This is a genomic window from Rhizobium sp. BK060 (assembly GCF_014193145.1).
Taxonomy (GTDB): Bacteria; Pseudomonadota; Alphaproteobacteria; order Rhizobiales; family Rhizobiaceae; genus Rhizobium.
Map to the genome: position 1 here is coordinate 14770 of NZ_JACHYW010000022.1, position 22744 is coordinate 37513.

19 protein-coding genes and 1 pseudogene are annotated in these 22744 nt (G+C 59.9%); 11 read left to right on the forward strand and 9 right to left on the reverse strand.

Annotation, left to right across the window (positions count from 1 at the left end):
• Positions 1–140: 140 nt before the first annotated feature.
• Both FHT71_RS22100 and FHT71_RS31870 read right to left on the reverse strand, forming a co-directional pair.
• Positions 141–3089 (reverse strand): ATP-binding protein, encoded by a 2949-nt coding sequence (locus FHT71_RS22100; RefSeq protein ID WP_183722049.1) that lies wholly within the window; start codon positions 3087–3089, stop codon positions 141–143.
• 830 nt (positions 3090–3919) lie between these two features.
• Positions 3920–4239 (reverse strand): annotated as a pseudogene (locus FHT71_RS31870) (transcriptional regulator); the annotation flags it as partial.
• A 213-nt stretch (positions 4240–4452) separates the two neighbouring features.
• Between FHT71_RS31870 and FHT71_RS22105 the strand changes: the two are divergent.
• The 3 genes from FHT71_RS22105 to FHT71_RS22115 all read left to right on the forward strand — a co-directional run bounded on the left by FHT71_RS22105 (position 4453) and on the right by FHT71_RS22115 (position 8826).
• Positions 4453–5985, forward strand: a complete 1533-nt coding sequence (locus FHT71_RS22105) for an FAD-dependent oxidoreductase (RefSeq protein WP_183722053.1) — start codon at positions 4453–4455, stop codon at positions 5983–5985.
• Positions 5986–6813: 828 nt separating this feature from the next.
• Entirely contained in the window at positions 6814–7092 is a 279-nt protein-coding gene (locus FHT71_RS22110; RefSeq protein WP_132587881.1) for a hypothetical protein, read from the forward strand.
• Positions 7093–7497: 405 nt separating this feature from the next.
• A complete protein-coding gene (locus FHT71_RS22115) occupies positions 7498–8826 on the forward strand; it encodes an MFS transporter (protein ID WP_183722055.1) in 1329 nt (442 codons plus the stop codon).
• Between the two features lie 147 nt (positions 8827–8973).
• Here the strand turns inward: FHT71_RS22115 and FHT71_RS22120 are convergent, their stop codons facing one another.
• The 5 genes from FHT71_RS22120 to FHT71_RS22140 form a co-directional block, all read right to left on the reverse strand.
• A complete protein-coding gene (locus FHT71_RS22120; RefSeq protein ID WP_132587883.1) occupies positions 8974–9768 on the reverse strand; it encodes a DUF899 family protein in 795 nt (264 codons plus the stop codon).
• A gap of 397 nt (positions 9769–10165) precedes the next feature.
• Positions 10166–10366, reverse strand: coding sequence for a DUF2905 domain-containing protein (locus FHT71_RS22125; RefSeq protein WP_132587884.1), 201 nt, complete (start codon positions 10364–10366; stop codon positions 10166–10168).
• Positions 10367–10431: 65 nt separating this feature from the next.
• The gene (locus tag FHT71_RS22130) at positions 10432–10896 is read right to left on the reverse strand and encodes a hypothetical protein (protein WP_132587885.1); all 465 of its coding nucleotides are present in this window, start codon (positions 10894–10896) and stop codon (positions 10432–10434) included.
• On the reverse strand, positions 10859–11581 hold the full coding sequence (gene hutC / locus FHT71_RS22135) for a histidine utilization repressor (protein ID WP_132587886.1): 723 nt from the start codon (positions 11579–11581) through the stop codon (positions 10859–10861). Before hutC ends, FHT71_RS22130 begins: the two co-directional genes overlap by 38 nt.
• A gap of 57 nt (positions 11582–11638) precedes the next feature.
• Complete coding sequence (locus FHT71_RS22140; protein WP_132587887.1) at positions 11639–13000, reverse strand: formimidoylglutamate deiminase; 1362 nt, start codon at positions 12998–13000, stop codon at positions 11639–11641.
• 121 nt (positions 13001–13121) lie between these two features.
• Here FHT71_RS22140 and hutI point away from each other — a divergent pair, with 121 nt between their 5' ends.
• The 4 genes from hutI to hutU are packed head-to-tail and all read left to right on the forward strand — an operon-like array spanning position 13122 to position 18432.
• Positions 13122–14384 carry an imidazolonepropionase gene (gene hutI / locus FHT71_RS22145; RefSeq protein WP_183722057.1) on the forward strand — a complete coding sequence of 421 codons (1263 nt, stop codon included), beginning with the start codon at positions 13122–13124 and terminating at the stop codon, positions 14382–14384.
• Complete coding sequence (hutH, locus tag FHT71_RS22150) at positions 14381–15916, forward strand: histidine ammonia-lyase (RefSeq protein WP_132587889.1); 1536 nt, start codon at positions 14381–14383, stop codon at positions 15914–15916. Before hutI ends, hutH begins: the two co-directional genes overlap by 4 nt.
• A 1-nt stretch (position 15917) precedes the next feature.
• Positions 15918–16718 (forward strand): N-formylglutamate deformylase, encoded by an 801-nt coding sequence (hutG, locus tag FHT71_RS22155; protein ID WP_183722059.1) that lies wholly within the window; start codon positions 15918–15920, stop codon positions 16716–16718.
• A 25-nt stretch (positions 16719–16743) separates the two neighbouring features.
• Complete coding sequence (gene hutU / locus FHT71_RS22160) at positions 16744–18432, forward strand: urocanate hydratase (RefSeq protein WP_132587891.1); 1689 nt, start codon at positions 16744–16746, stop codon at positions 18430–18432.
• A 16-nt stretch (positions 18433–18448) separates the two neighbouring features.
• Here hutU and FHT71_RS22165 read toward each other — a convergent pair whose 3' ends face one another.
• Positions 18449–18832 (reverse strand): type II toxin-antitoxin system VapC family toxin, encoded by a 384-nt coding sequence (locus tag FHT71_RS22165; protein WP_132587892.1) that lies wholly within the window; start codon positions 18830–18832, stop codon positions 18449–18451.
• Complete coding sequence (locus FHT71_RS22170; RefSeq protein WP_132587893.1) at positions 18829–19086, reverse strand: type II toxin-antitoxin system prevent-host-death family antitoxin; 258 nt, start codon at positions 19084–19086, stop codon at positions 18829–18831. Before FHT71_RS22170 ends, FHT71_RS22165 begins: the two co-directional genes overlap by 4 nt.
• A gap of 69 nt (positions 19087–19155) precedes the next feature.
• Between FHT71_RS22170 and FHT71_RS22175 the strand changes: the two genes are divergently transcribed.
• From FHT71_RS22175 to FHT71_RS22190, 4 genes are all read left to right on the forward strand, one after another.
• Complete coding sequence (locus FHT71_RS22175; RefSeq protein WP_183722061.1) at positions 19156–19740, forward strand: HutD family protein; 585 nt, start codon at positions 19156–19158, stop codon at positions 19738–19740.
• Between the two features lie 215 nt (positions 19741–19955).
• Entirely contained in the window at positions 19956–20969 is a 1014-nt protein-coding gene (gene tauA / locus FHT71_RS22180; protein WP_183722063.1) for a taurine ABC transporter substrate-binding protein, read from the forward strand.
• 74 nt (positions 20970–21043) lie between these two features.
• Complete coding sequence (locus FHT71_RS22185) at positions 21044–21835, forward strand: ABC transporter ATP-binding protein (RefSeq protein WP_132587896.1); 792 nt, start codon at positions 21044–21046, stop codon at positions 21833–21835.
• Positions 21832–22686, forward strand: a complete 855-nt coding sequence (locus FHT71_RS22190; protein ID WP_183722065.1) for an ABC transporter permease subunit — start codon at positions 21832–21834, stop codon at positions 22684–22686. Before FHT71_RS22185 ends, FHT71_RS22190 begins: the two co-directional genes overlap by 4 nt.
• Positions 22687–22744: the final 58 nt, after the last annotated feature.

Sequence of the window (22744 nt, forward strand, 5' to 3'; positions counted from 1 at the left end):
GGAAGGATTCACATCCTTTCTTAGCGACGGCCGGGTTGCCGGACCCACAATGCGGCCGAAGGGGCCTGCGGGGTTTTGCTCTCGGCAGAAAGTCATGGCAAGGGGATCGGGTCTACAAGGTTGTCCCGACCACGCGGTCATCACACGACACGAAGGCGAGGTTTCCTTTGCGGCTGGGAGTCGAACAGGGATCTGGCTTCGCACTCTTCGATGAGCCAATCACTGTCGGTTCCCAACATCCAACGATCCCGAGACTCTTTCTGAAACCAGTTAGCGCGATTGCCGACGACATAGAGCCGCCTACGAGCTCTCGTCACTGCAACGTTCATGATGTTGGGTTGGGAAAGTGCCCATTCGATGCTATCAACGCGCTTCGCTCCAAGCACTAGTAGTACTGTTTCAGCCTCTCTCCCTTGGAAGCTGTGGACCGTGCCGATGGAGTGATCGATCCATTCTTCTACGATGACCGGCGGCAAATCTCCGAATACTTCGGTAGCGTTTTGCAAGAGATGCAGCTTGAGGCCGACAGCGACCTTCCTGAAGGGCGTGATCACGAAGAGATCAGGTAGTTCACGATCTGAGTGACGATCAGCGATGTGGCGCGAAATGACGTGCGTGGCAACTGCGCCTTCTTCCGGAATGTAGAAGTCGTTTGCAGTCTCGGCGGTTCCGACCACGTTGATCCAAGCGCTGGGCCCAAAGGCTGGTCGTCTCTCGTTCTGCCGCGCCTCGTGGTCCAACGTCTCGTCCGCCAGCACCATGGAGTGCTCATAAGCCATGCCGTTGGAGATCGAGAACATTGGCTCGACACATCGCCGATGAACGCGCAGGGGAGCGCCGATCCATCTGCCGTTTCGGACTGCGCCGAACGGATTAATCCGGTCAGCTAACGTTTGCAGCGAGCTGGATTTGCAACGAAACTCGGTGCCAACGTCGAATTTCGCCGCGAGCGCCCGATCCACGGAATTGCTGATGGTGGAGATCGGCTCAAGCTGAAATGGATCGCCGACGATGATTGCACGCTTCGCCCGTGATACCGCATCGATTGCGTGGTGGCTGCATGCCTGTCCCGCCTCATCGACGATCAGCCAAGGTATCGTTCCTCGCTCGAAGCTTCCAAACACGTTCGCAAACGAACAGAATGTCGATGAGACGACCGGAACCAGAAGACTGAATGTGCTCCACAGATGGCCTGCAAGCGCTTCCAGCTCGGTGCTTGCCCTGCCCGAGTTAAGCTTAATCCAGCCTATGAGGTTCGCTTGGATGCTGTTCCTTGCATGAAACACAAAGGATTCGTGAAGCTTCATGGCGGCAACGAAGAGTTCGGCACGAGCCCGCTCGAGAGCGGATGATGTGCCAACGAGCATCTGGGCTCTGCACCGTGGCGCCGCGTTCAAATATTCAGCGGGAGTGACGACGTTGCCAAGTTCTTCTAATGCACACTCAATCTGCTCACTTGCTCTGGCCAGGATGGGGTGCGGCAGAATGGTGGCGGATTCTTGAATCGCAAGCGCACCTGAACTCAGCGGCGACGCAACTGATGCGCGCGCCGGCCCTGACCAAGGGCCAACGTCGGTATATTTCGAACCGAAGGTTTCGGTTGCATGCATGAGTTGGTTCAGCCGCCGGTGAGTTGCTTTCAACGCCCCGACGGCCTCCTTCGCTGCGGCGTATCTATCTCGTGCAACGTTCCAAGCAGTCGCATTGCGGCTATCGAACAGCGAACCATCGTCGAGCGCGTCGATCACAGATGCTGCGCATCGATCGCGATTGCGCCTGTTTCCAAGTGGGACTGAGATCGCGCCCCAGGGTTCGGCCGCAACGTGATGCTGCGCCATCAGGCTCTCGGCCAGTTTCGGCAGGTAGCTCAGTGAATTCCTGTAGCTCTCGCCAAGCTTCTCTTGCCTGGGTAGTTCGAGTGTCAGGTTGGCTACTGCGTTATTGTTGGTACTTGCGATCACAACCAGGAAGTCGTGCAGCGGTTTGTCGATTCTGTATTGAGGGCTGTTGCCATTGGCCGCCACGAGGGCGAAAGCAGACTTTGGATCCTCGTAAGAATGCAAGACATCGGCGCGACGACTGATAACCTCGGCAATGACATCCATCAACAGAGTGGTTTTGCCCGTGCCCGGCGGGCCGTTGATCGAGAACGTCCCACCTTCAGCGACACGCGAGAAGGTCTCGTTGACTGCGACTTGCTGCTGTGGCGAGAGAGAAAAGTCAGAGGGCCATCGAGCGGACGGATACCTGTCCGTTTGCAAGCACTCCAGGATCGTTTCATCACTGCTTGCGTCGAAATCCGACATGGCAACCGGCTTGGTGAGCAGATCCCAAGCTGCGCCCATGACCACGCCATTTTCAAGGTCACTTGCCATCTGACGCAGTAGATTGGGATAGACACTTGAAAACACGCGCGCGTCCTGGATCTTCCTCGGACGGTTCCCCTCGATGAACACCTTTGAGCGGGTTACGACAATGCATTTAACCGTTGCTTGAATGTCGGTGGGCAGTTGCAAGGCAAAGTATGCGCAGTGAGTAAGGGCCTCGGCAATTGCCAAGGGCTTGGATCGAGGCTTCACCCTGGTTTTGAATTCACTTGCCAAAATCTCGGCATAATCAGAGAACGTGATTGTCGTACATTCGAGAGTGACGGCTAGATCGTAGAGAAACCGATTGACGACCAGAGAGCCTTTCTCCACCGCTCGCTTGTCGGAGACGGCGAAAGTACCGGCAAAGGTATATTGGCCGTCTTCGACAGGATCGCGACCGTGCGCGCCCTGCTCGGGTGACCAACGACGGATCAAGAGTTTGTCGCATTCCCTGAGTGCCGCGATGCCAAACCGGACAAAGTGTCGGTACACTCTGCTCGTATCCGCCGTCGACGGCCAGGGATCCTTGTCATCGACAATGTGGGACACCGCCACGTCGCCACTTCTTTCACCATCGTCCTCGGCAATTGGGGCACTGTAGCGCTCGACATGCTCCCAATACTTTAGGGTTCGAAGGACCTCCTCGCGGGAATGCTGAGCACGGCCGGGGACAGGCAAATTGGGATGGGTACCCGCCAAGCTCGTTGTCGTGTCTTCCATGTATCGCCTCGATCAGCCTTCGGCAGGCCAAGCCCGACAATAGCGGCGGGCCACTTGCCCAGGCGGAATCGTCGAATAGCCCTTCTAAGACGAGATGCGGCCATAATGGTTAACAAAGTATTAATGCTAAAGGGGCGGTGGTCTGGCACGTCCCCGGTTTGCCGGACTTCTCGTCCTGGCGACAGAACGCCCGCGTCATCGCAATAGCTGCCACTGTCGTCAAACTGGGAACCGGCCGAGCGCGAAATCGCGCTCAACTTTGGCGTTTCAGTGTGCCGATCGCTTTGAACGCCGGTCTTGCATGCCCTCGCGTGCTGGCGGGGTTGCGCTCTCCGATCCGGGAGATGCTATCGGTCTCCTGTATACCGAAGGGCGGAACTTGCGTTCGGCGAACCGCACCACCCTTGAGATCCTGGATTCGCTCCCCAACGATGAGGGGTTGCGCTAGCATGCGCCATTTGTGGCCTTGTCCAATCACACGGCGTCTATTGCCATTTTGCAACGCCTCGTCCTTTAGTGCGGCTATATGAGAATGTTCTTATGTGTAAGGCATTGCCTGCCTGCCGTGGATCCACATAGGCTCTCGTTTCGAAGGGAGAAGGGCCGATGCAATGGATTTCGTGGCAACGACCGGTGCTAGTATTTAAGATCACGGACCTGATCGATCGCATTCTGAGGAATTGGTGCGATGAGAATGGGCATCAAAAGGGAAGCGTTGAGGCAAAGCGAAAGGCAAAGAGTCTGCTTCAATGGATTGAACTTGGCGTCACGGATGAACACGAGCTTACGGACCTGATCCGTGACGACATCGTGATCACCACGAAATAGGCTCACGGCACGACGGCCAAGGCAGCGTTTCTTCCGCTTTGAGGTGCTCGCAATAACGGTTTGGCGCGCTTGCTGGGCGGCGCCGTCGTAGTCGCAAGGAGACGTAGATCTTCTTGTGGGTGGCCTTCCCCGCTGTGAGGCGGTTGGATCTTGTTCCAAGCAATAGCGAGCCCGACGCGGTTTGGAAGCTCCAGCGTCGATTCCGGCGCAAAGCCAATGCCAATCCCAGCCGAGACGAGCGACACCAACGAATAGGTCTCGTCGCAACTCTGTAGGCAATGTTCTTGGTCGGATCGTATGCCTCGAGCCCCTTACTAAAATGGATTTAGTGAGGGCTCCCCTAAGACCAGAAATCGATCCCGTTCATCTGAGCTACGACTGCATCTGACGTCATCACAAGAATTCGACCCAACTTCGGGCCAAATTCATTTGCCCACAAAGCAGAATAGCGCAGAATTCAAGGGAAGCTGCCTGCTGCGCAATCGAGCGTCGCAAGGGGGATGATACCGGCAGCGGCCCTTTGAGGGAGGAGAAAATGGCCAGTAACCATTCAGACCTGAGCGGACCCGATCTGGCCCTCGGCATTGCGCTCGCCGATCTTCCCGATGGCGGCAAGCTGGTCGGCCATCGCGACGGCGAGGCGGTGCTTCTGGTGCGCTGCGGAGCAGAGATATTCGCCGTTGCCGCCGCCTGCTCGCACTATGGCGGACCGCTGGTCGACGGCCTCGTCGCCGACAACAGCGTCCGCTGCCCCTGGCATCACGCCTGCTTCGACCTGCGCACCGGAGAGGCCCTGCGCGCGCCGGCCCTGTCGCCGCTCGCTTGCTGGTCGGTCGAAAAACGCGGCGAACGGATTTTCGTTGGCGAGAAGCGCAAGAGGCCGCAGCCGGCTTCGCGTGAGAGCAATGCTGGGGTATCTGCGGAAAGGATCGTCATCGTCGGCGGCGGCGCGGCCGGTTTTGCCGCGGCCGAGAGACTGCGGCGAGAACAATATCAAGGCGCCATCGTCATGATCAGCGACGACGAGGCGCTGCCCGTCGACCGGCCCAACCTTTCCAAGGACTATCTGGCGGGCAAGGCTCCCGAAGACTGGGTCCCGCTGCGCAAGGAAGGCTTTTATGCCAGGAACGGCATCGATCTGCGCCTCGGAACTAAGGTTGCTGGCATCGACGTCCGTGCCAGCGAGCTCGTGCTCGCCGATGGGGCACGGGTCGCCTTCGACAAATTGCTGCTCGCGACCGGCGCCGAACCAGTGCGCCCGACCATACCCGGCGCCAGCCAGCCTCATGTCCACACGTTGCGCACGCTTGCAGACAGCCGCACGATCATCGCGCAGAGCGGCGCGGCGCGGCACGCTGTCGTGCTTGGCGCCAGCTTCATTGGCCTCGAGGTCGCCGCCGCGCTTCGGACCCGCGGTGTCGAAGTACATGTCGTGGCGCCCGAGGAACGGCCGATGGAACGGGTACTAGGCCCCCAGATGGGCGACTTCATCCGCGCCCTGCATGAGGAAAATGGCGTCGTTTTCCATCTTGGCGATACCGCGGCGAGCATCGGCGCCAGCGAGATCGTACTGAGCAGCGGCACTACCCTCGCCGCCGACATGATCGTTGCCGGCATCGGCGTGCGACCGCGAGTCGATCTCGCCGAAAGAGCCGGTCTCGCCACCGATCGGGGCGTCCTGGTCGATGCCTATCTCGAGACCAGCGCGCCGGGGATATATGCCGCCGGCGATATTGCGCGGTGGCCCGACCCTCACTGCGGCGAGAACATCAGAGTGGAGCACTGGGTGGTGGCGCAGCGGCAGGGCGCTGCCGCAGCCCTCAGCATGCTCGGACGCCGGACGAAATTCACGGATGTGCCGTTCTTCTGGAGCCAGCATTACGATATCCCGATCAACTATGTCGGTCATGCCGAGAGATGGGACGCCATCGAGGTTGAGGGCGACGTTGCCGCGAAGGACTGCCTCCTGCGCTTCAAGCGCGGCGGACGCGTTCTGGCAGTTGCCACAATCTTCCGCGATGTCGAAAGCCTTAGGGCAGAACTGGCGATGGAGCAGAGCAAGGCCTAGAACGTGATGGGATCATGCCGCATGACTTGCGTCTGCCCAGCCGGGTGACGATACCAGCCTGAAGAGAGGCGACTGCAGACGATCACGCCAGCGGCCCGCCGCGTCTGGCGGCGGGCTTTCTTCCAATCCGTAGACTACTTGCGCCCCCCACTGGGACGGGATTTGCCGCCCGTTCCACCTGCGGTCTTAGCGTCGGGGGCTTGCCCGAAATTGGTCCCTCCCAAGTGGCCTCCGCCGCTCGTGTTTGCAACTTGACGCTCTGTTTTGCGCTGGATCTCAGTCGCATTTGTTTTGCTCATTCTAGATTCCTTTTCGTTGCAAGAGTGATCGCTGCCCGACATAGCCCGGCATGTGAGATCGATTTTGAGAGAAAAGGTCTGCTTGACGCCAAGGGGCGCGAAACGAAGCTCGACTAGCAAACTCGATGCGGCAGGCCGAGCCCCATTGTGTTTAAACCAAGGCCTAGAGTGGTGGAGCAGCCAACAAAAAAGGCCGGGGCGAAACCGCACCGACCTTCCTCACACCGCTACTCACGCCAGTGCCAGTACATCCGTGGTCAAAAGCAGAAAGCGACTGCGGCGATTGCGAGCGACAGATGCTTTCCAGCGCTCATCAGCAATGCCGATAGCGGTGATATAGGCTCTCCCCGCATGAAACGCAACCTCAATTCTTGGTTTTGTTGCGGATGTCTTATAAAAATAAAAATTGCAGGAATTACGTTGCAAGCGGAGCCGCGCTCAGGCATGGTCTTTCCGTCAGCAGCCAATGTTAAGGGCGCTGCTGCATCAGGGCCCAGCGGCCCTTGCCCCAGATAGAAGGAGGACCGAAATGTCTTCCGAATATAATTTCGTTTTGAAGTCAACAGACCTCACGATGCTGCAGGGCGTCTTGGATGAGGCGGGATACTGTTCAGCCAGTAGCCTTGCCAATCCGGAAGGCTATAACGTCGCGGCGAAACTGCTTATCGAACGTTTCCAGAACGGGATGACCTCTGCCGACGACCTATCCAGAGAACTGGAAAGGCATTTTGGCAAGGTGCTTTCGGCAGTATCTCCGCCAAGTTTCGAGCGGACGCGTGCCTCTATTCAGGGCCGCCCCCTCCGGTAGAACTGCTACTCCCTTTCGCCTTGCCGCTGCAGCAGATAATAGCGTTGTCGGTCCCAGGTTTGCCGAGGGACGTCGCTTTCTTCTGGTCTAACCCGTGTCGGCGATAATAATGGATCAAGGGCCAAGAATGGGCTCCGCTTTACGACCTGGACGGACCTGTTGTCGGTCATATCCACGGCCGGGGCAGTATTCTTTTCGACGAACTGCTGAGCTTCCGTAAACGTCTGACCTCCGAGGCCGAGCGTGCGTGTCAGTCGTGGTCGCGTGTTGTTTGCCGTCACTGGCTGCCGCCTGATTGTCGGCGCGCGCCCCGCGACCTGAAGAGTGGGTGTCAAGTTGGGATCGGCCTGCTTTCGTGCTAAAATACAAGAAGTTGGGGGGCGATGTTAAACGGGAGGAAGAAACATGCCCACTCAGGTTCCAAGGGATTTCCGCCGCGTGATCATTGCCGCGTCGGTAGGAAACATAATCGAATGGTATGACTTCTATATCTTCGGAAGCTTGGCCGCGGTTCTTTCGGTCAAGTTCTTTGAGCAATCCCATCCAGTCGCAGCGCTGCTGAGTACGATTGCACTCTTCACCGCAGGATTCCTGATCCGTCCACTGGGGGCGTTCCTTTTCGGCTGGATGGGTGACCGGGTCGGCCGCAAATACACGTTTCTCATTACGCTCAGCGGCATGGGGTTGGGCACGGGTGCGATCGGCTTGATGCCGACCTACGCGTCGATCGGACTAACTGCTGCCTTTCTTCTCTTCGGCTTACGGATGATCCAAGGCTTGTGCTTGGGCGGCGAGTACGGTGGCGCCATCACCTATGTCGCCGAGCATGTCCCCGACGAACGCCGCGGCTATTACACCGGGTGGCTTCAGACCTCTCCGACGCTCGGAATCGTCGTGTCGCTGGCCGTGATCATCGCGACGCGCACCTATTTCGGCAACGAGGTCTTCAACGAATGGGCTTGGCGCATTCCGTTTTTGGTCTCCTTCCTGCTGGTTGCCATTGCAATCTACATCCGTCTTCAGCTCCAGGAGACACCGATCTTTGCGGAGATCAAGGCTAAGGGGCAGATGACCCGAAATCCATGGAAGGAAGCCTTCCTGAGCTCCAACATCCAATATGTCGGGATCGCCACCATCGTGCTGATCGGGCAGGGAGTGGTCTGGTATAGCGGTCAGTTCTGGGCATTGTACTTCCTGCAGCAGGTTTCCAAGGTAGACGCGTTGACCTCGTCCTACATCGTTGGAGTTGCACTGCTCATTGCAACGCCGAGTCTGATCTTCTTTGGATGGCTGTCAGATATTATCGGCCGCAAGCCAGTGATCCTGGGAGGGATGTTGCTCGCCGCGACCACGTATTATCCGCTGTACTTGTGGCTGGGACTAGCCACGCAGCCTGGCAACATCAACTATCCAGCCGCGGTCTTCATCATCTTCATCCTGGTTTGCTACGTCGGGATGGTATACGGCCCGGTTGGTGCGTTCCTTGCTGAATACTTCCCTGGTAGGATCCGCTACACGTCTGTATCGGTGCCGTATCACATCGGCAATGGTTGGGGTGGCGGATTGGTGCCGTTCATTACCTCAGCGGCGTTCGCGGCCACTGGCAGCATCGGTTACGCGCTGATATACCCGATCGCGGTTCCTGCCGTATGCTTCCTGCTTGCCCTTTTCTTGATGCCCGAGACCCGCAAAATAAGCATCTGGGAGCCGATCGAGCCGAAAGCTGAATTGTAACATGGCCACAATGTGCGGGCCGCAAGGCCCGGCACATTGTCGCACTATTTCGGAACGCGGTGACCTTGCGAGGTCGGCTGGCGCCTATGCGCAGACACCATATTCTGCGCGACCTGTTCTTCACTTCTCTACTACCTGGACCATGGCTCAGGGCTTCTCGCTCGCGTGTTGGCTCCGGAACGCCGCTTCTCCAGCGTTTGAAACCTCGACCCATTTCTCGTCGGGTATTGCGTTTGCAACGTAGCTGTCATGCCAGTTCCACCACTTGTACGTCGGCGTTTTCGGGTAGCCCTCGGGCGAGTCCTCCCAAACCTCCTGCCGGCCCAAGGGAGTGATGTCGAGGTAATTCCACGTGCTTCCCATTTGCTCGTCGCCGCGGTTATTGACGAAATAAGTGCGGAATACGCGGTCGACGTCACGGTAGAACACGTTCGTGCCATGCCACTCATCCACGCCGAAGTCGGCGTCGAAGCTGTCGGTGATAGTAAACCACGGCATCTCCCAGCCCATCCGCGCCTTTAGGCGCGCGATGTCGGACTGGGGCGCACGCGAGGCGAAGACGAGGGTGGTGTCACGCGCGTTCAGGTGCGCGACATGGGCGACTTGATCGGCCACCATGGAGCAGCCCCGGCACGCGTGGTCGGGCCAGCCGAATACGCCCGGCTCGAAGAAGGCGCGGTAGACGATCAACTGTCGCCGACCATCGAACAGGTCAAGCAGGCTTTTCCTGCCCGCAGGTCCCTCGAACCAATAAGCGGTCTCGACGGCCATCCACGGCATCCGCCGGCGCTCGGCGGCCAGGGCGTCACGGGCGCGGGTCATGTCCTTTTCTTTCACAAGCAACTGCTGCAAGGCCGTCTCCCAGGCCTGCGGCGACACGACCGGTGGCGTGTGCATATCCGGCTGCGTGCCTATTTGACCATCGTCCGTTGATCTCGACATGGCTTTCAATCTCCTCGATCTGGGCGAATTTTCGCGCCTGCTGGCTGACATCCGGTTCGTCGTTGTTGCTCGTCAGATAGCTTGGCACCGGAAAGCGAACAGGGGGAGTAACAAGTGTGACGCCATTCCGTCGGCGTCGCCGACAAAGCCGCGCCGCGCACATTCGAAGCGCAAGCCGGGGGTCTGTATCGTGTTGTGCAAGGCTCCAGCTATCGTGATGGGTCGGGTAGACCGCTTTCCCGTAAAGGAAGCCCTTGACTGACATTCTTCCATTCTTCGAACGTCAGCGCGCCAATGGTTTACGGCCCGCTGCAGTCCAGCGGTGGGCGCGCGAAGAAGAGCGATCGCGGCGCTGGCACGCAAATTGTTGGTTGATCACAACAACTGGCATTGCTTCCTATCGACTGAGGAGCCAGAGCATCACGGACAGCAGAATGCTGACAAGCAGACCGGTGGTAATAGGGATGTAGATGGAGAAATTCTCGCGCTCGATAAGAATGTCGCCCGGCAGCCTCCCCAGGCCGATGCGCACAAGCCACGGCCACAGAATACCAACCACGACGACAGCAAGCCCGACAATGATGAGGACCCTGGACATGGAACACGACGCTATAAGAATTCGCTCGATTGGATGGTAACCCAGTTTCGATACAGGCAACACTCTTACGTGGCGGTCACATAACCAGGGACGAGCCCCTGAATATGTTCCGGTCGCTCTTCCAAGGCAGCCGGCGATAAGAGATCTCTGCCGAAGATCGCAGAAAGCGTGTGATTGTTAGAGAGATAGAAATATGAGAGCGCTGCAATTGATATGTCGAGGTGTACCGGGTCGACGCCCTTGCGGAATTCGCCGCTCTCGACCCCACGCTTCAGCATCCCGGCGAGCAAGTCCACCAAGGGTGAGTTCAGATCCTTTGTAAGCGATGTCTTCAGTGCGTAGAAGGCCAATCGCTCTCCGCTTGGCGCTTCGTGAGCGTCACGCCAGGCGTCGAGCAGCTCATCGGGCTGCGACAACCGCAGGCCTTCGCCGGTGATCTCCGCCCACTCGCGGTCGACGAGTACGGCCGGTGGCGCTTGCCGAGGCCGTTCTCTATTGCGATGCCGGTGTGAACCGCGCCACCAGCGCATGGCGGTCACCGGGATAGGTGAAGCGTACATGGGTGACCGGCCCGACATTGCTCCAAGTGCGGCGCTCGACGACCAGGCAGGCGGTGTTACGCGGGATCCCGAGGGCGGTAGCCTCGTCTGAACCGGCCGAAACGGCGTGAATGCGGTGCTCGGCGCTGCTCCAGGGGATCTGATTGATCAGCCAGGCGCCCGGCGCCATTTCGGAGAAATCGGCCTCGGCGGCTTCAGGCACGGTCGACAGGCTGATCAGTCGCTCTTCCAGGCAGAACGGTCGACCACCCGCCTGATGGATGCAGGCCACATCAACCACGGAAGATCCTGGTGCGACGTCAAGGCGTCTAATGTCGTCGACCTTCGCCTTGCGTTGTTCGCGCTTGGATACGGCGAAGGAGTAGGAAAGATTCAGTGACTGGACCTCAGCCCTGATGTCGTGGATCTCCAGGACGGCCGATTGCGCCTGCGGCTGCGTGACGAAGCTGCCGGATTTCTTGCGACGCTCGATGAGGCCCGCCTTGGCGAGCTGGGTTAGCGCCTTGTTCACGGTCATGCGCGAACAGTCGTATTTCTTGGTGAGGTCCACTTCAAACGGGATGCGGTGACCCGGCGGCCACTCGCCAGAAACGATGCGGCCTTCGATGTCGCTCACGATCCGCTGGTGCAAGGTTGTCTCCTTGCTTTGGTTCATCGTCACGCTCCGTTTAATGCCTCCCGCTCTAATCTGTATGTTGCGACCTGGAAAGCCCTATGCTGCCAGAAGCTCGCCCATCGCCTTCAGGAACCGGCGATTGATTTGATCGCGCGCCACGTGGCGACCGCCAGCGACCTGCTTGCGGCCGTGCGCCCAGACGCTGTCGACGGCCACGCCACCGGCAAAGACCCAGTGATCGAGCAGCTGATCGCCGGAAAGGTAGGGTACGGCTGTCTTGCCGAGCGAAATGAGGTCGGCTTGGTGGCCGACCGCGATCCCGCCCGGTGCCTTCAGTGCAGCGCCGCCACCGGTCATCGCAAGATCGAAAAGTCTGCGCGCGGTCGAGCCGCCTGGCGCTGCGATGACATTGCGAGCCCTGAGCGCCAGACGTTCCGAGTATTCGAGCTGGCGCAGTTCGCCTGGAAGCGAGATCAGAACGTTGGAATCCGAGCCGACGCCGAAACGGCCGCCTTCTTCGATGAAGAGCGGCGCTTGGAAGGTGCCGTCGCCGAGGTTGGCTTCGGTGATCGGACAAAGGCCGGCGATCGCGCCGCTGCGCGCCATGCCGCGCGTTTCCTCGTCCGTCATGTGGGTTGCGTGGATCAGGCACCAGCGACCATCGACGGGCGCATTGGCCAGCAGCCATTCGACGGGCCGCGCGCCCGACCACGCGAGGCAGTCCTCGACTTCCTTCACCTGCTCGGCGACATGGATATGGATTGGCCCGTCGCCGGCCAGCGCCACGACCTTGACGAGTTCCCCCGGCGTAGTGGCGCGGAGGCTGTGCGGGGCAAGACCGAGCTCGGCACCGGGAAGGCCGCTTGCCATCTTGCGGCAGCCCTCCAACAATGCGGCAAAGCTGTCCAGTGAATTGATGAAGCGCCGTTGGCCATCGATCGGCGCCGCGCCACCGAAGCCGGAATGGGCATAGAACACCGGAAGCAACGTCAAGCCGATCCCGCTGATATTTGCTGCCGCCCCGATGCGCTCGGCGAGCTCGGCAATGTTGGCATAGGGCGCGCCGTCCTTGTCGTGGTGCAAATAATGGAATTCGCCGACACGGGAAAAACCGGCTTCCAGCATCTCCATATAGAGTTGGGCGGCCACGGCCTCGACATGCTCAGGCGTCATCGAGAGGGCGAACTTGTACATGACGGTACGCCAGCTCCAGAAGCTGTCGTTCGCCGGTCCGCGCACTTCCGCAAGGCCAGCCATTGCGCGCTGGAAAGCGTGGCTGTGCAGGTTGCTCATCGCGGGAACAAGCGTGTCGTGATGCTCGTCGCCGGGCTCGGCGGCGACGCCCGTTTCAACGCTTGCGATACGGCCATCGGCGATCGTCAGGCGAACGTCCTTTTGCCACCCGTTCGGCAGAAGTGCTGCGCTTGAATGCAGTGTGGTCGCTACCGTCTGGGCCATAACGCTTTTTCTCCTCTTTGGCGCCGCGCATCTTTCTTTTCCATGGAGACGCACAAAATTTCACTTGTCACCTGTTTATTATGTATATACATGTTTCCACATAAAGGAAGGCGCAAAGCTGATGAATGGGAACAAATTTTCAAGCGATGAAGCATCCGGCGATCTCCGTCCACATTTGTGGCGGAATGCGCGATTGGCGACGCTCGATCCACAAAAGCCGGGTCTCGGCATCATCGACAAAGGTGCCATTGTTACAGAAGGCGGCCGCATAAGTTTTGTCGGTCCAGAGGCCGACTTGCCGGTGTCGGCGATCGAGCGAGCCCAAATCACGGATCTCGAAAGTCGCTGGGTGACGCCTGGCCTCGTCGACTGCCACACCCACATCGTCTATGGCGGCAATCGCGCCCGCGAATTTGAAATGCGCCTGGAAGGCGCGACCTATGAAGAGATCGCGCGCGCCGGCGGCGGCATTGTCTCTTCCGTCAAGGCAACAAACGCACTCTCGGTCGAAGGTCTCGTCGAGGCGGCTCTTCCCCGCTTGGATACACTTATTTCCGAAGGCCTGACGACGATCGAGGTAAAGTCGGGCTACGGGCTGAATATCGACGGCGAACTGAAGATGCTGCGCGCGGCCCGCCAGCTTGAGCAGGTCCGTCCGGTCCGTGTCGTTACCGCCTATCTCGGCGCTCATGCGACGCCGGTCGAGTACAAGGGCCGTAACGGTGATTACATCACGGACGTCGTTATCCCGGCTCTCGAATACGCTCATGCCGAGGGCTTGGTCGACGCTGTCGATGGCTTCTGTGAAGGGATCGCCTTTTCGACAGTCGAGATCGCCCAGGTCTTCGACAAGGCCGAGGCGCTCGGCCTGCCGGTCAAGCTGCATGCGGAGCAATTGTCCAACCTAGGCGGCGCAAAGCTTGCAGCCTCTTATGATGCGCTCTCGGCCGACCACCTCGAGTATCTGGATGCAGAAGGCGCCACGGCGATGGCCGCGGCCGGTACGGTCGCCGTCCTGCTGCCGGGTGCCTTCTACGCCATCAATGAGAAGCAGAAGCCGCCTGTTCAGGCGCTGCGCGACGCCGGCGCTCGGATCGCCATCGCCACTGATTGCAATCCCGGAACGTCGCCGCTGACCTCGCTGCTCCTGACGATGAACATGTCGGCGACACTGTTCGGTCTCACTGTCGAGGAATGCATCGCGGGTGCGACCCGTGAAGGCGCACGCGCCCTCGGACTTTTGGAGGAAACAGGCACGCTCGAGCCCGGCAAGTCCGCAGATTTCGCCATCTGGGACGTCGAAAGCCTCGCCGAACTCGTCTACCGCATCGGCTTCAACCCACTTCATGCACATGTCTTCAAGGGCGAAAGGATCGACCGTTGACCATTACCCTTCATCCCGGCTCCGTTTCGCTCAAGGAACTGGAGACGATCTACTGGACCGGTGAGCCAGCTAAGCTCGACGCTTCCTTTGACGCCGGCATCGCGAAGGCCGCTTCACGCATTGCCGAGATTGCGGCTGGCAATGCGCCGGTCTACGGCATCAATACCGGCTTCGGAAAGCTCGCGTCTATCAAGATCGATAGCGCCGATGTGGCGACGCTTCAGCGCAACCTTATCCTCTCGCATTGCTGCGGCGTCGGCGCGCCGCTGCCTGAAAACGTCGTTCGTTTGATCATGGCCCTGAAGTTGGTTTCGCTTGGTCGTGGCGCGTCTGGCGTGCGGCTGGAACTGGTGCGGCTGATCGAAGGCATGTTGGAAAAGGGCGTCATCCCGGTCATCCCGGAAAAAGGCTCCGTTGGCGCCTCGGGCGACCTTGCCCCCCTCGCCCACATGGCCGCCGTGATGATGGGCGAAGCCGAAGCCTTCTTTGCCGGCGAGCGTCTTTCCGGCAGTGCGGCTCTCGAAAGCGCCGGACTGAAACCCGTCGTGCTCGCTGCGAAGGAAGGCCTCGCACTGATCAATGGTACGCAGACCTCGACGGCGCTGGCTCTTGCCGGTCTTTTCCGCGCACATCGGGCAGCCCAGGCGGCCTTGATTACCGGAGCCATGTCGACGGACGCAGCCATGGGTTCGTCCGCCCCCTTCCATCCGGACATTCACACGTTGCGTGGCCATAGGGGCCAGATCGATACGGCTTTAGCACTTCGGGGACTTCTCGAAGGCTCGGTGATCCGTCAAAGCCATATTGAAGGCGACGAGCGCGTGCAGGATCCCTACTGCATCCGCTGTCAGCCCCAGGTCGACGGCGCCTGCCTGGATCTGCTGCGCTCGGTTGCTCGGACGCTGGAAATCGAAGCGAACGCCGTCACCGACAACCCGCTGGTGCTTTCGGACAACTCGGTTGTGTCCGGCGGCAACTTCCATGCCGAGCCAGTCGCCTTCGCAGCGGATCAGATCGCCCTTGCCATCTGTGAAATCGGCGCGATCGCACAGCGGCGTATCGCCCTCTTGGTCGACCCTGCGCTTTCCTACGGATTGCCGGCCTTCCTGGCAAAGAAGCCCGGCCTCAACTCCGGCCTGATGATTGCGGAAGTAACGTCCGCGGCACTCATGTCGGAAAACAAGCAGATGTCGCACCCGGCCTCCGTCGACTCGACGCCGACGTCGGCCAATCAGGAAGATCATGTCTCCATGGCCTGCCACGGTGCCCGTCGGCTGCTGCCGATGACTGACAACCTCTTCAATATTGTCGGCATCGAAGCCCTGACCGCAGCCCAGGGCGTGGAGTTCCGCGCCCCCCTGACAACCAGCCCTGAACTGCAGAAGGCGATTTCGACAATCCGCAGCGCAGTGCCGAGCCTGGAGCTCGACCGCTACATGGCAAACGACCTTAAGGCGGCAGGCGATCTCATCGCGACGGGCACGCTCAATGCATCCGTCCAGCCCGGCATCCTACCCGTTCTGGAGAGCTGACATGGCTGTATTCGAAGTTAAACAGGGCTCATCTCCAGTCATCCTCGCGTTTCCCCACACGGGGATCGACGTTCCCGGTGATATCTGGGAGCGTTTGAACGAAAACGGCAGGATTCTTGCCGATACCGACTGGCACATTGATCACCTCTATGATGGCCTGCTGTCAGGTGCGACCACCGTGCGCGCAACCTTCCACCGCTACGTCATCGATGCGAACCGCGATCCGGCCGGTGTCAGCCTCTATCCCGGCCAGAACACCACCGGTCTTATTCCGGAAACGGATTTCGACGGAAAGCCGATCTGGAAGGATGGGCAGGGGCCTGGTGAGGCCGACATCGCGGGGCGGCTGCGGGACTTTCACGCGCCTTATCACGCCGCACTTGCCGCCGAGATCGAGCGTGTGAGGGCCATCCATGGCGTGGCGATCCTCTACGACTGCCACTCGATCCGCTCCCACATTCCGTTCCTCTTCGAGGGCAAGCTGCCGGATTTCAATATCGGCACGGATATGGGCAAGACCTGCGATGGCGCCATCGAGCAGGCGACGCTCACCGTCGTTGCAGCCGCTGAGGGTTACGACAGCGTGCTCAACGGCCGCTTCAAGGGCGGCTGGACGACACGCCATTACGGCCAGCCCGAGATCGCCGTGCACGCCATCCAGATGGAGCTTGCGCAATCGACGCATCTCCAAACCGAGGCGCCACCCTTCGCCTATGACGCCGCGAAGGCAAAGCCTCTTCGCGTCCATCTCAAAGACATTCTGGTGCGCATTGAACAGATCGCGCCGGGCCTGAAACGATAACAATCACTCGACAGGGGGAACCCGCATGACTGCAAACCCACGCCACAACATTCGCGAGATCCGCGCACCGCGCGGCAATGAGCTCAACGCCAAGAGCTGGATGACCGAAGCGCCGCTGCGCATGCTGATGAACAACCTTGACCCTGACGTGGCAGAAAATCCGAACGAGCTCGTGGTCTATGGCGGCATCGGCCGTGCGGCCCGCACCTGGGACGACTTCGACCGGATCGCAGCGACCCTGAAGACGTTGAACGAGGATGAAACGCTCCTTGTGCAATCCGGCAAGCCAGTCGCCGTCTTCCGCACGCACAAGGATGCTCCACGCGTCCTGATCGCGAACTCGAACCTCGTCCCGCACTGGGCGACCTGGGATCATTTCAACGAGCTCGATAAGAAGGGCCTTGCCATGTACGGCCAGATGACGGCCGGCTCGTGGATCTACATCGGCACGCAAGGCATCGTTCAAGGTACCTACGAAACCTTCGTCGAGGCAGGCCGCCAGCACTACAACGGCAACCTCAAGGGCAAGTGGATCCTGACCGGCGGTCTCGGCGGCATGGGTGGCGCACAACCGCTCGCTGCTGTCATGGCTGGCGCCTGCTGCCTGGCTGTCGAAAGCGACGAAACCCGCATCGATTTCCGTCTCCGCACCCGCTACGTCGACGAAAAGGCAAAGACGCTCGACGAAGCGTTGGCGCTGATCGACAAGTGGACGAAGGCCGGTGAGGCAAAGTCGGTCGGTTTGCTCGGCAATGCCGCCGAGATATTCCCGGAACTCGTTCGTCGCATGAAGGCCGGCGGTGCGCGCCCCGATATCGTGACCGATCAGACCTCCGCGCACGACCCGCGCAACGGCTACCTGCCTGCAGGCTGGACGGTCGAGGAAGCCAAGGCCAAGCGGGAGACCGATCCGAAGTCGGTAGAAGTCGCCGCGCGCGCCTCCATGAGGCAGCACGTGGAGGCCATGGTCGCCTTCTGGGATGCCGGCGTCCCGACGCTCGACTATGGCAACAACATCCGTCAGGTCGCCAAGGATGAAGGCCTCGAGAACGCCTTCGCCTTCCCGGGTTTCGTGCCGGCCTATATTCGTCCGCTCTTCTGCCGCGGCATAGGTCCGTTCCGTTGGGCGGCGCTCTCCGGGGATCCGGAAGATATCTACAAGACCGACGCCAAGGTGAAGGAACTGCTGCCCGACAACAAGCACCTGCACAACTGGCTTGACATGGCACGTGAACGCATCGCCTTTCAGGGGCTGCCGGCGCGCATTTGCTGGGTTGGGCTCGGCGATCGCCATCGCCTCGGCCTTGCCTTCAACGAGATGGTGAAGAACGGCGAGCTGAAGGCGCCGATCGTCATTGGCCGCGACCACCTGGACTCTGGCTCGGTCGCGTCGCCGAACCGCGAGACGGAAGCGATGAAGGACGGTTCGGATGCCGTTTCTGACTGGCCGCTGCTGAATGCGCTGCTGAATACGGCGTCTGGCGCGACCTGGGTGTCGCTCCATCACGGCGGCGGCGTCGGCATGGGCTTCTCACAGCATTCCGGGATGGTCATCTGCGCCGACGGCACGGACGATGCAGCGCGGCGCTTGGAGCGCGTCCTCTGGAACGACCCAGCGACCGGCGTCATGCGCCATGCCGATGCCGGCTATGAGATCGCCGTCGATTGCGCCAAGGAACAGGGTCTGCGTCTGCCGGCAATTCTGGGGAATTGACCTGTTGTGCCGGGCCTCAAAATTCCATGAGGCCCGGATACTGCAGCACGGTCTGATCAACTGTGACCAAGGCAACGCCTTCGATCTTTGACTGGGCAATCAGCATACGGTCGAAGGGATCCTTGTGGATCGGCGGGAGTGCCGCGATTGCAAGCGCATGCTCGCCGTTGATCGGCAGCTCGACATAACCATTTTGGAGAAGGCGCTCTCTCAGCATCGAGGGATCGGCGCGAAAATCGGGGCGGATCTGCGCTTGGTTGATCGCGATTTCCCAGAGGCTGGCGGGGCTGAAAAGGAGCTCGTTCTGGTCGTCCTCGATCAGCGCTCGCAGACGATCAGGCAGCCGCTCGCTATCGCCGGCTGCCCAGATTAGAATGTGCGTATCAAGCAGCAGCCTCATTCGGGGAACTGTTCGCCCTCACTGAATATCTCCTCGATCTCATCGGCCATCATGGTGTCGAAATCGTCGGGAACCAAGATCATGCCTTTCATGAAGCCGATCCGCTGTTTCTTCGGGGCATCGGCCTCTTCGAGGGGAACGACTTTCACCAGGGGTTTCCCGGCCTTGGCTATGATGAACGCCTCACCTTTCGCGGCCTTCTCGATAAGCCGCGACAGGTGTGTCTTCGCTTCGTGTATGTTCACGGTCTGCATAGCTGCCTCGATAGACTTAGTCCAATAAACTTAGTTCACCCTGCCTTCCCTTGCAATGATGGAGCCCAAATGACCCGCGCCACCGTTCTCAGATCCAGCACCTATCGCGGCATGCCGTGGAAGAACGGCGGCGGCCAGACCGTCGAAATTGCCGTCTCGCCGGAGGGCGCGGCACTGTCTGATTTCGATTGGCGCGTCAGCATGGCAACGGTTGAAACGGATGGGCCGTTCTCGATCTTTGCCGGCATCGACCGGACGCTTGCGATCCTTGAAGGCAACGGCATGTCGCTGACAATCGACGACAACGCGCCTGTGTTGCTAAAACAGGACAACGCTCCCCTCGCCTTTCCCGCGGATGTCGCGGTGGCGGCGAGGCTCGCCGAGGGACCGATCACGGACCTGAACGTCATGACCCGGCGCAACGGACTGCGCCATTGGGTCGAGAGGGTTGATGTCGATTCCACGGTGACTGTGCATCCAGCCGCACCGACATGGTTTCTCCTGTGTCATCAAGGAACCCTCACCGTCGAATGGAGCGGTGAGCACGCCGATCTTGGTCAAAAGGATGCGCTTCTTCTTCAGGGAGCCAAAGGCAAGGATGTCGTGGTGAGCGGCAAAGCGTGCTGCTTTCTGATCTCTATCGATCCGATCTGACAGGAATTTCCTCAGGAAGAACGATGCCAGCTGGTGGACCGTAGGTGGCCAAGGCTCGAATGTTCACGCCCGTCTTAGAGGCCAAAACAATATTGTCCTTATAGTCTATAAAATAGATAGTTTTATCTGTGTGCGAGTGGGTGCCCGCCCTAATGTTTCCATGTCGAAACAAGTTCAAGCGCTGAAGCTGATGCTCAGCCGCAAGGGGGCGAAACATGAAGATCAGGACATTATTGGCGGCAATTACGCTCGGCTCCGCAAGCCTGCTGGCGCCTTTTGTTGCCCAGGCAGCCGACAAGAAAGTGGTTGTTGCCTACCAGACCGACGCGCTGCCGTCATCGGTGGCAATTGCCAATGGCGAACTCGCCAAGGCAACCGGCCATGAGATCGATTTCCGCAAGTTCAACTCAGGCGCCGAGATTTTCGCGGCCATCGCCTCGGGGGACGTGCAGGTCGGCTATGTCGGCTCGAGCCCGTTTGCGGCCGCGACGTCCCGCGGATTGGAGGTCAAGGCTTTCTACCTCTCCTCGATCTCCGGCATCGACGAGGCGCTCGTCGTTCGCAACGGTTCGGGCATATCATCTCTGTCTGACCTGAAAGGCAAGAAGCTCGCTGCCGCGCCCGTCTCCACCGACCATTATCAGCTCTTGGCGTTGATCAGGTCGCTGGGCCTGACGGAAAAGGATGTGCAGGTCTTTGCAATTCCGCAGCCGGAGATCGTGGCCAGCTACAATCGCGGAGACATCGATGGCGGTTTTGTGTGGGATCCGGCACTGAGCGAATTGAAGAAGAATGGCAAGGTGCTGGTCACATCCAGGGATGTCGCCGACAAGGGCGCTCCAACCTTCTCCGCCTGGGTCGCAGCATCGAAGTTCGCCGATGAGAACCCGGCGTTCCTGAAGACCTTCGCCAGCGTCATCAACAAGTACTATGCCTCCTTCGCAGCGGATAAGAAGGCTTGGGATGCCGACAGCGAGAATGCCAAGCTGCTCGCCAAGACACTTGGCGGAACGCCCGAGCAGCAGGCTGGCGCACTCAAGAACCTGACACTTCTGACGCCTGACGTACAAGCTTCCGAAGCCTGGCTCGGCGGCGGCGAAAAGTCGGGCGCCGCCAAAATCCTCAAGGATACGGCTGCCTTCCTGAAGGATCAGGGCAAAGTGACCGAAGTGCTGCCGAGCTACGCGGCCTTTGTCACGCCGGATGCACTCGTCAACGCAAGCAACTGAAATAGCGATTAATCCTCCCATCCGAGCACGCTGGCGCGATATCGCGCCAGCGTCATAATATGAAGAGACGGCACATGCTCAAAGTGGATCACGCAAGCGTTTATTTCAAAACGCGGGATGGCCGCACGGTTCATGCCCTGGATCGCGTTTCGCTCGATATTTCGGACAACAGCTTCGTCGTGGCACTCGGCGCCTCCGGCTGCGGCAAATCCACACTTCTCAACGCGATTGCAGGCTTTCTGCCGCTTTCCACCGGCACCATTACTCTTGACGGCCGACCGGTCACACGTCCCGGCGCGGACCGTGGCGTCGTCTTCCAGAAAGACACGCTGCTGCCTTGGAAGTCAGTCCTCGACAATGTCGCGCTTGGCCTGCAGTTTGCGGGCGTTCCAAGGGCTGTGCGGCGCGCGCGCGCAGAAGAGCTACTGTCACTGGTCGGGCTGAAAGACTTTGCAAAGGCCTTTCCTTACGAGTTGTCCGGCGGCATGCGGCAGCGCGTCGGCATTGCCCGCGCCCTTGCCGCCGATCCCGAGGTGCTGTTGATGGACGAGCCGTTCGGCGCGCTCGATAGCCTGACTCGAGAACAGATGCAGGAACTGCTCGTATCGATTTGGAAAACCACGAAAAAACGCATCTTCTTCATTACGCACTCGATCGAGGAAGCCCTCTTCCTCGGCACGCAGGTCGTGGTGATGTCGCCGCGTCCGGGCCGCATCGTCGCGCGCTTTGATCTCGATTTCATCCGTGAGTTCGCCCGAACCGGCGATGCCCGATCGATCAAGACCGCACCAGCGTTTGCCAGTTTGCGAGAAGAAATTCGGACCATTCTGCATGGCTGCGACGAAATCAGGAGTGCGGCGGAATGAGCGATGTCATCGAAACGAGCGGCGTTGTCGTCGGCGCCCGGCCCGATCACCTGAAAACCGTTCACATGAAGGGGTTCGGCGCCGGCGAAAGCAGTACGCTTGTGATCAGCCTTGCGACGGCAGTCGCGTTGATTGGCACCTGGTGGCTTGTCGCAAAGCTCGGATTGGTGCCGCGTCTCTTCCTGCCGACGCCGCAGGAGGTTGTCACGCAGGTCGGCGCCGTCTATCGCTTCGGCTATGCCGGAGGTTCGCTTGGAGAACATGTCTTTGCAAGCCTCTTCAGGATCGCGACGGCGGCGGCCATCGCCATCGCGGCCGGTATCCCGGTTGGCCTGCTGATGGGCCTCAATCGCTGGGCAAAGGGCATCTTTGACACGCCGATCGAATTCTATTGGCCGCTGCCGCCGCTCGCCTATCTACCCCTTATGATCATCTGGCTTGGGATCGGCGAGACTTCGAAGGTGACGCTGCTTGTGCTTGCCATGTTCGCGCCGATCTGCCTTTCGGCACAGGCCGGCGTGCGCTCGCTGCCGATCGAGCGCGTCCATGCGGCTCGCTCTCTCGGTGCCCGGCCCTGGCAGCTTCTCGTCAGCATCGTTTTGCCATCGGCGCTGCCGGAGATCCTGACGGGCATGCGCATTGCGCTCGGTGTCGGCTGGGGCACGCTCGTCGCGGCTGAACTGATCGCTTCAAACCGCGGGATCGGCTACATGATCATGTCCGCTTCCCAGTTTCTGGCGACCGACGTCGTCTTCGTCGGCATCGGCATCATCGCGGCCTGTGCATTTGCCTTCAGTGCTGCCGTTCGGCTCTTGGAAGCTGCCCTCGTTCCGTGGAAAGGTAAGAGCTAACGAGGGCACACGAGCGCCCCTCTAGCTCACGAGCGCGCCGGGTCTGCCGGCACAGGGA

Excerpts from the sequence above, each read along its gene's own strand:
- FHT71_RS22100 (WP_183722049.1), bottom strand. The coding sequence starts at position 3,089 with ATGGAAGACACGACAACGAGCTTGGCGGGTACCCATCCCAATTTGCCT.
- FHT71_RS22105 (WP_183722053.1), top strand. The coding sequence starts at position 4,453 with ATGGCCAGTAACCATTCAGACCTGAGCGGACCCGATCTGGCCCTCGGC.
- FHT71_RS22110 (WP_132587881.1), top strand. The coding sequence starts at position 6,814 with ATGTCTTCCGAATATAATTTCGTTTTGAAGTCAACAGACCTCACGATG.
- FHT71_RS22115 (WP_183722055.1), top strand. The coding sequence starts at position 7,498 with ATGCCCACTCAGGTTCCAAGGGATTTCCGCCGCGTGATCATTGCCGCG.
- FHT71_RS22120 (WP_132587883.1), bottom strand. The coding sequence starts at position 9,768 with ATGTCGAGATCAACGGACGATGGTCAAATAGGCACGCAGCCGGATATG.
- FHT71_RS22125 (WP_132587884.1), bottom strand. The coding sequence starts at position 10,366 with ATGTCCAGGGTCCTCATCATTGTCGGGCTTGCTGTCGTCGTGGTTGGT.
- FHT71_RS22130 (WP_132587885.1), bottom strand. The coding sequence starts at position 10,896 with ATGCGCTGGTGGCGCGGTTCACACCGGCATCGCAATAGAGAACGGCCT.
- hutC (WP_132587886.1), bottom strand. The coding sequence starts at position 11,581 with ATGAACCAAAGCAAGGAGACAACCTTGCACCAGCGGATCGTGAGCGAC.
- FHT71_RS22140 (WP_132587887.1), bottom strand. The coding sequence starts at position 13,000 with ATGGCCCAGACGGTAGCGACCACACTGCATTCAAGCGCAGCACTTCTG.
- hutI (WP_183722057.1), top strand. The coding sequence starts at position 13,122 with ATGAATGGGAACAAATTTTCAAGCGATGAAGCATCCGGCGATCTCCGT.
- hutG (WP_183722059.1), top strand. The coding sequence starts at position 15,918 with ATGGCTGTATTCGAAGTTAAACAGGGCTCATCTCCAGTCATCCTCGCG.
- hutU (WP_132587891.1), top strand. The coding sequence starts at position 16,744 with ATGACTGCAAACCCACGCCACAACATTCGCGAGATCCGCGCACCGCGC.
- FHT71_RS22165 (WP_132587892.1), bottom strand. The coding sequence starts at position 18,832 with ATGAGGCTGCTGCTTGATACGCACATTCTAATCTGGGCAGCCGGCGAT.
- FHT71_RS22170 (WP_132587893.1), bottom strand. The coding sequence starts at position 19,086 with ATGCAGACCGTGAACATACACGAAGCGAAGACACACCTGTCGCGGCTT.
- FHT71_RS22175 (WP_183722061.1), top strand. The coding sequence starts at position 19,156 with ATGACCCGCGCCACCGTTCTCAGATCCAGCACCTATCGCGGCATGCCG.
- tauA (WP_183722063.1), top strand. The coding sequence starts at position 19,956 with ATGAAGATCAGGACATTATTGGCGGCAATTACGCTCGGCTCCGCAAGC.
- FHT71_RS22185 (WP_132587896.1), top strand. The coding sequence starts at position 21,044 with ATGCTCAAAGTGGATCACGCAAGCGTTTATTTCAAAACGCGGGATGGC.
- FHT71_RS22190 (WP_183722065.1), top strand. The coding sequence starts at position 21,832 with ATGAGCGATGTCATCGAAACGAGCGGCGTTGTCGTCGGCGCCCGGCCC.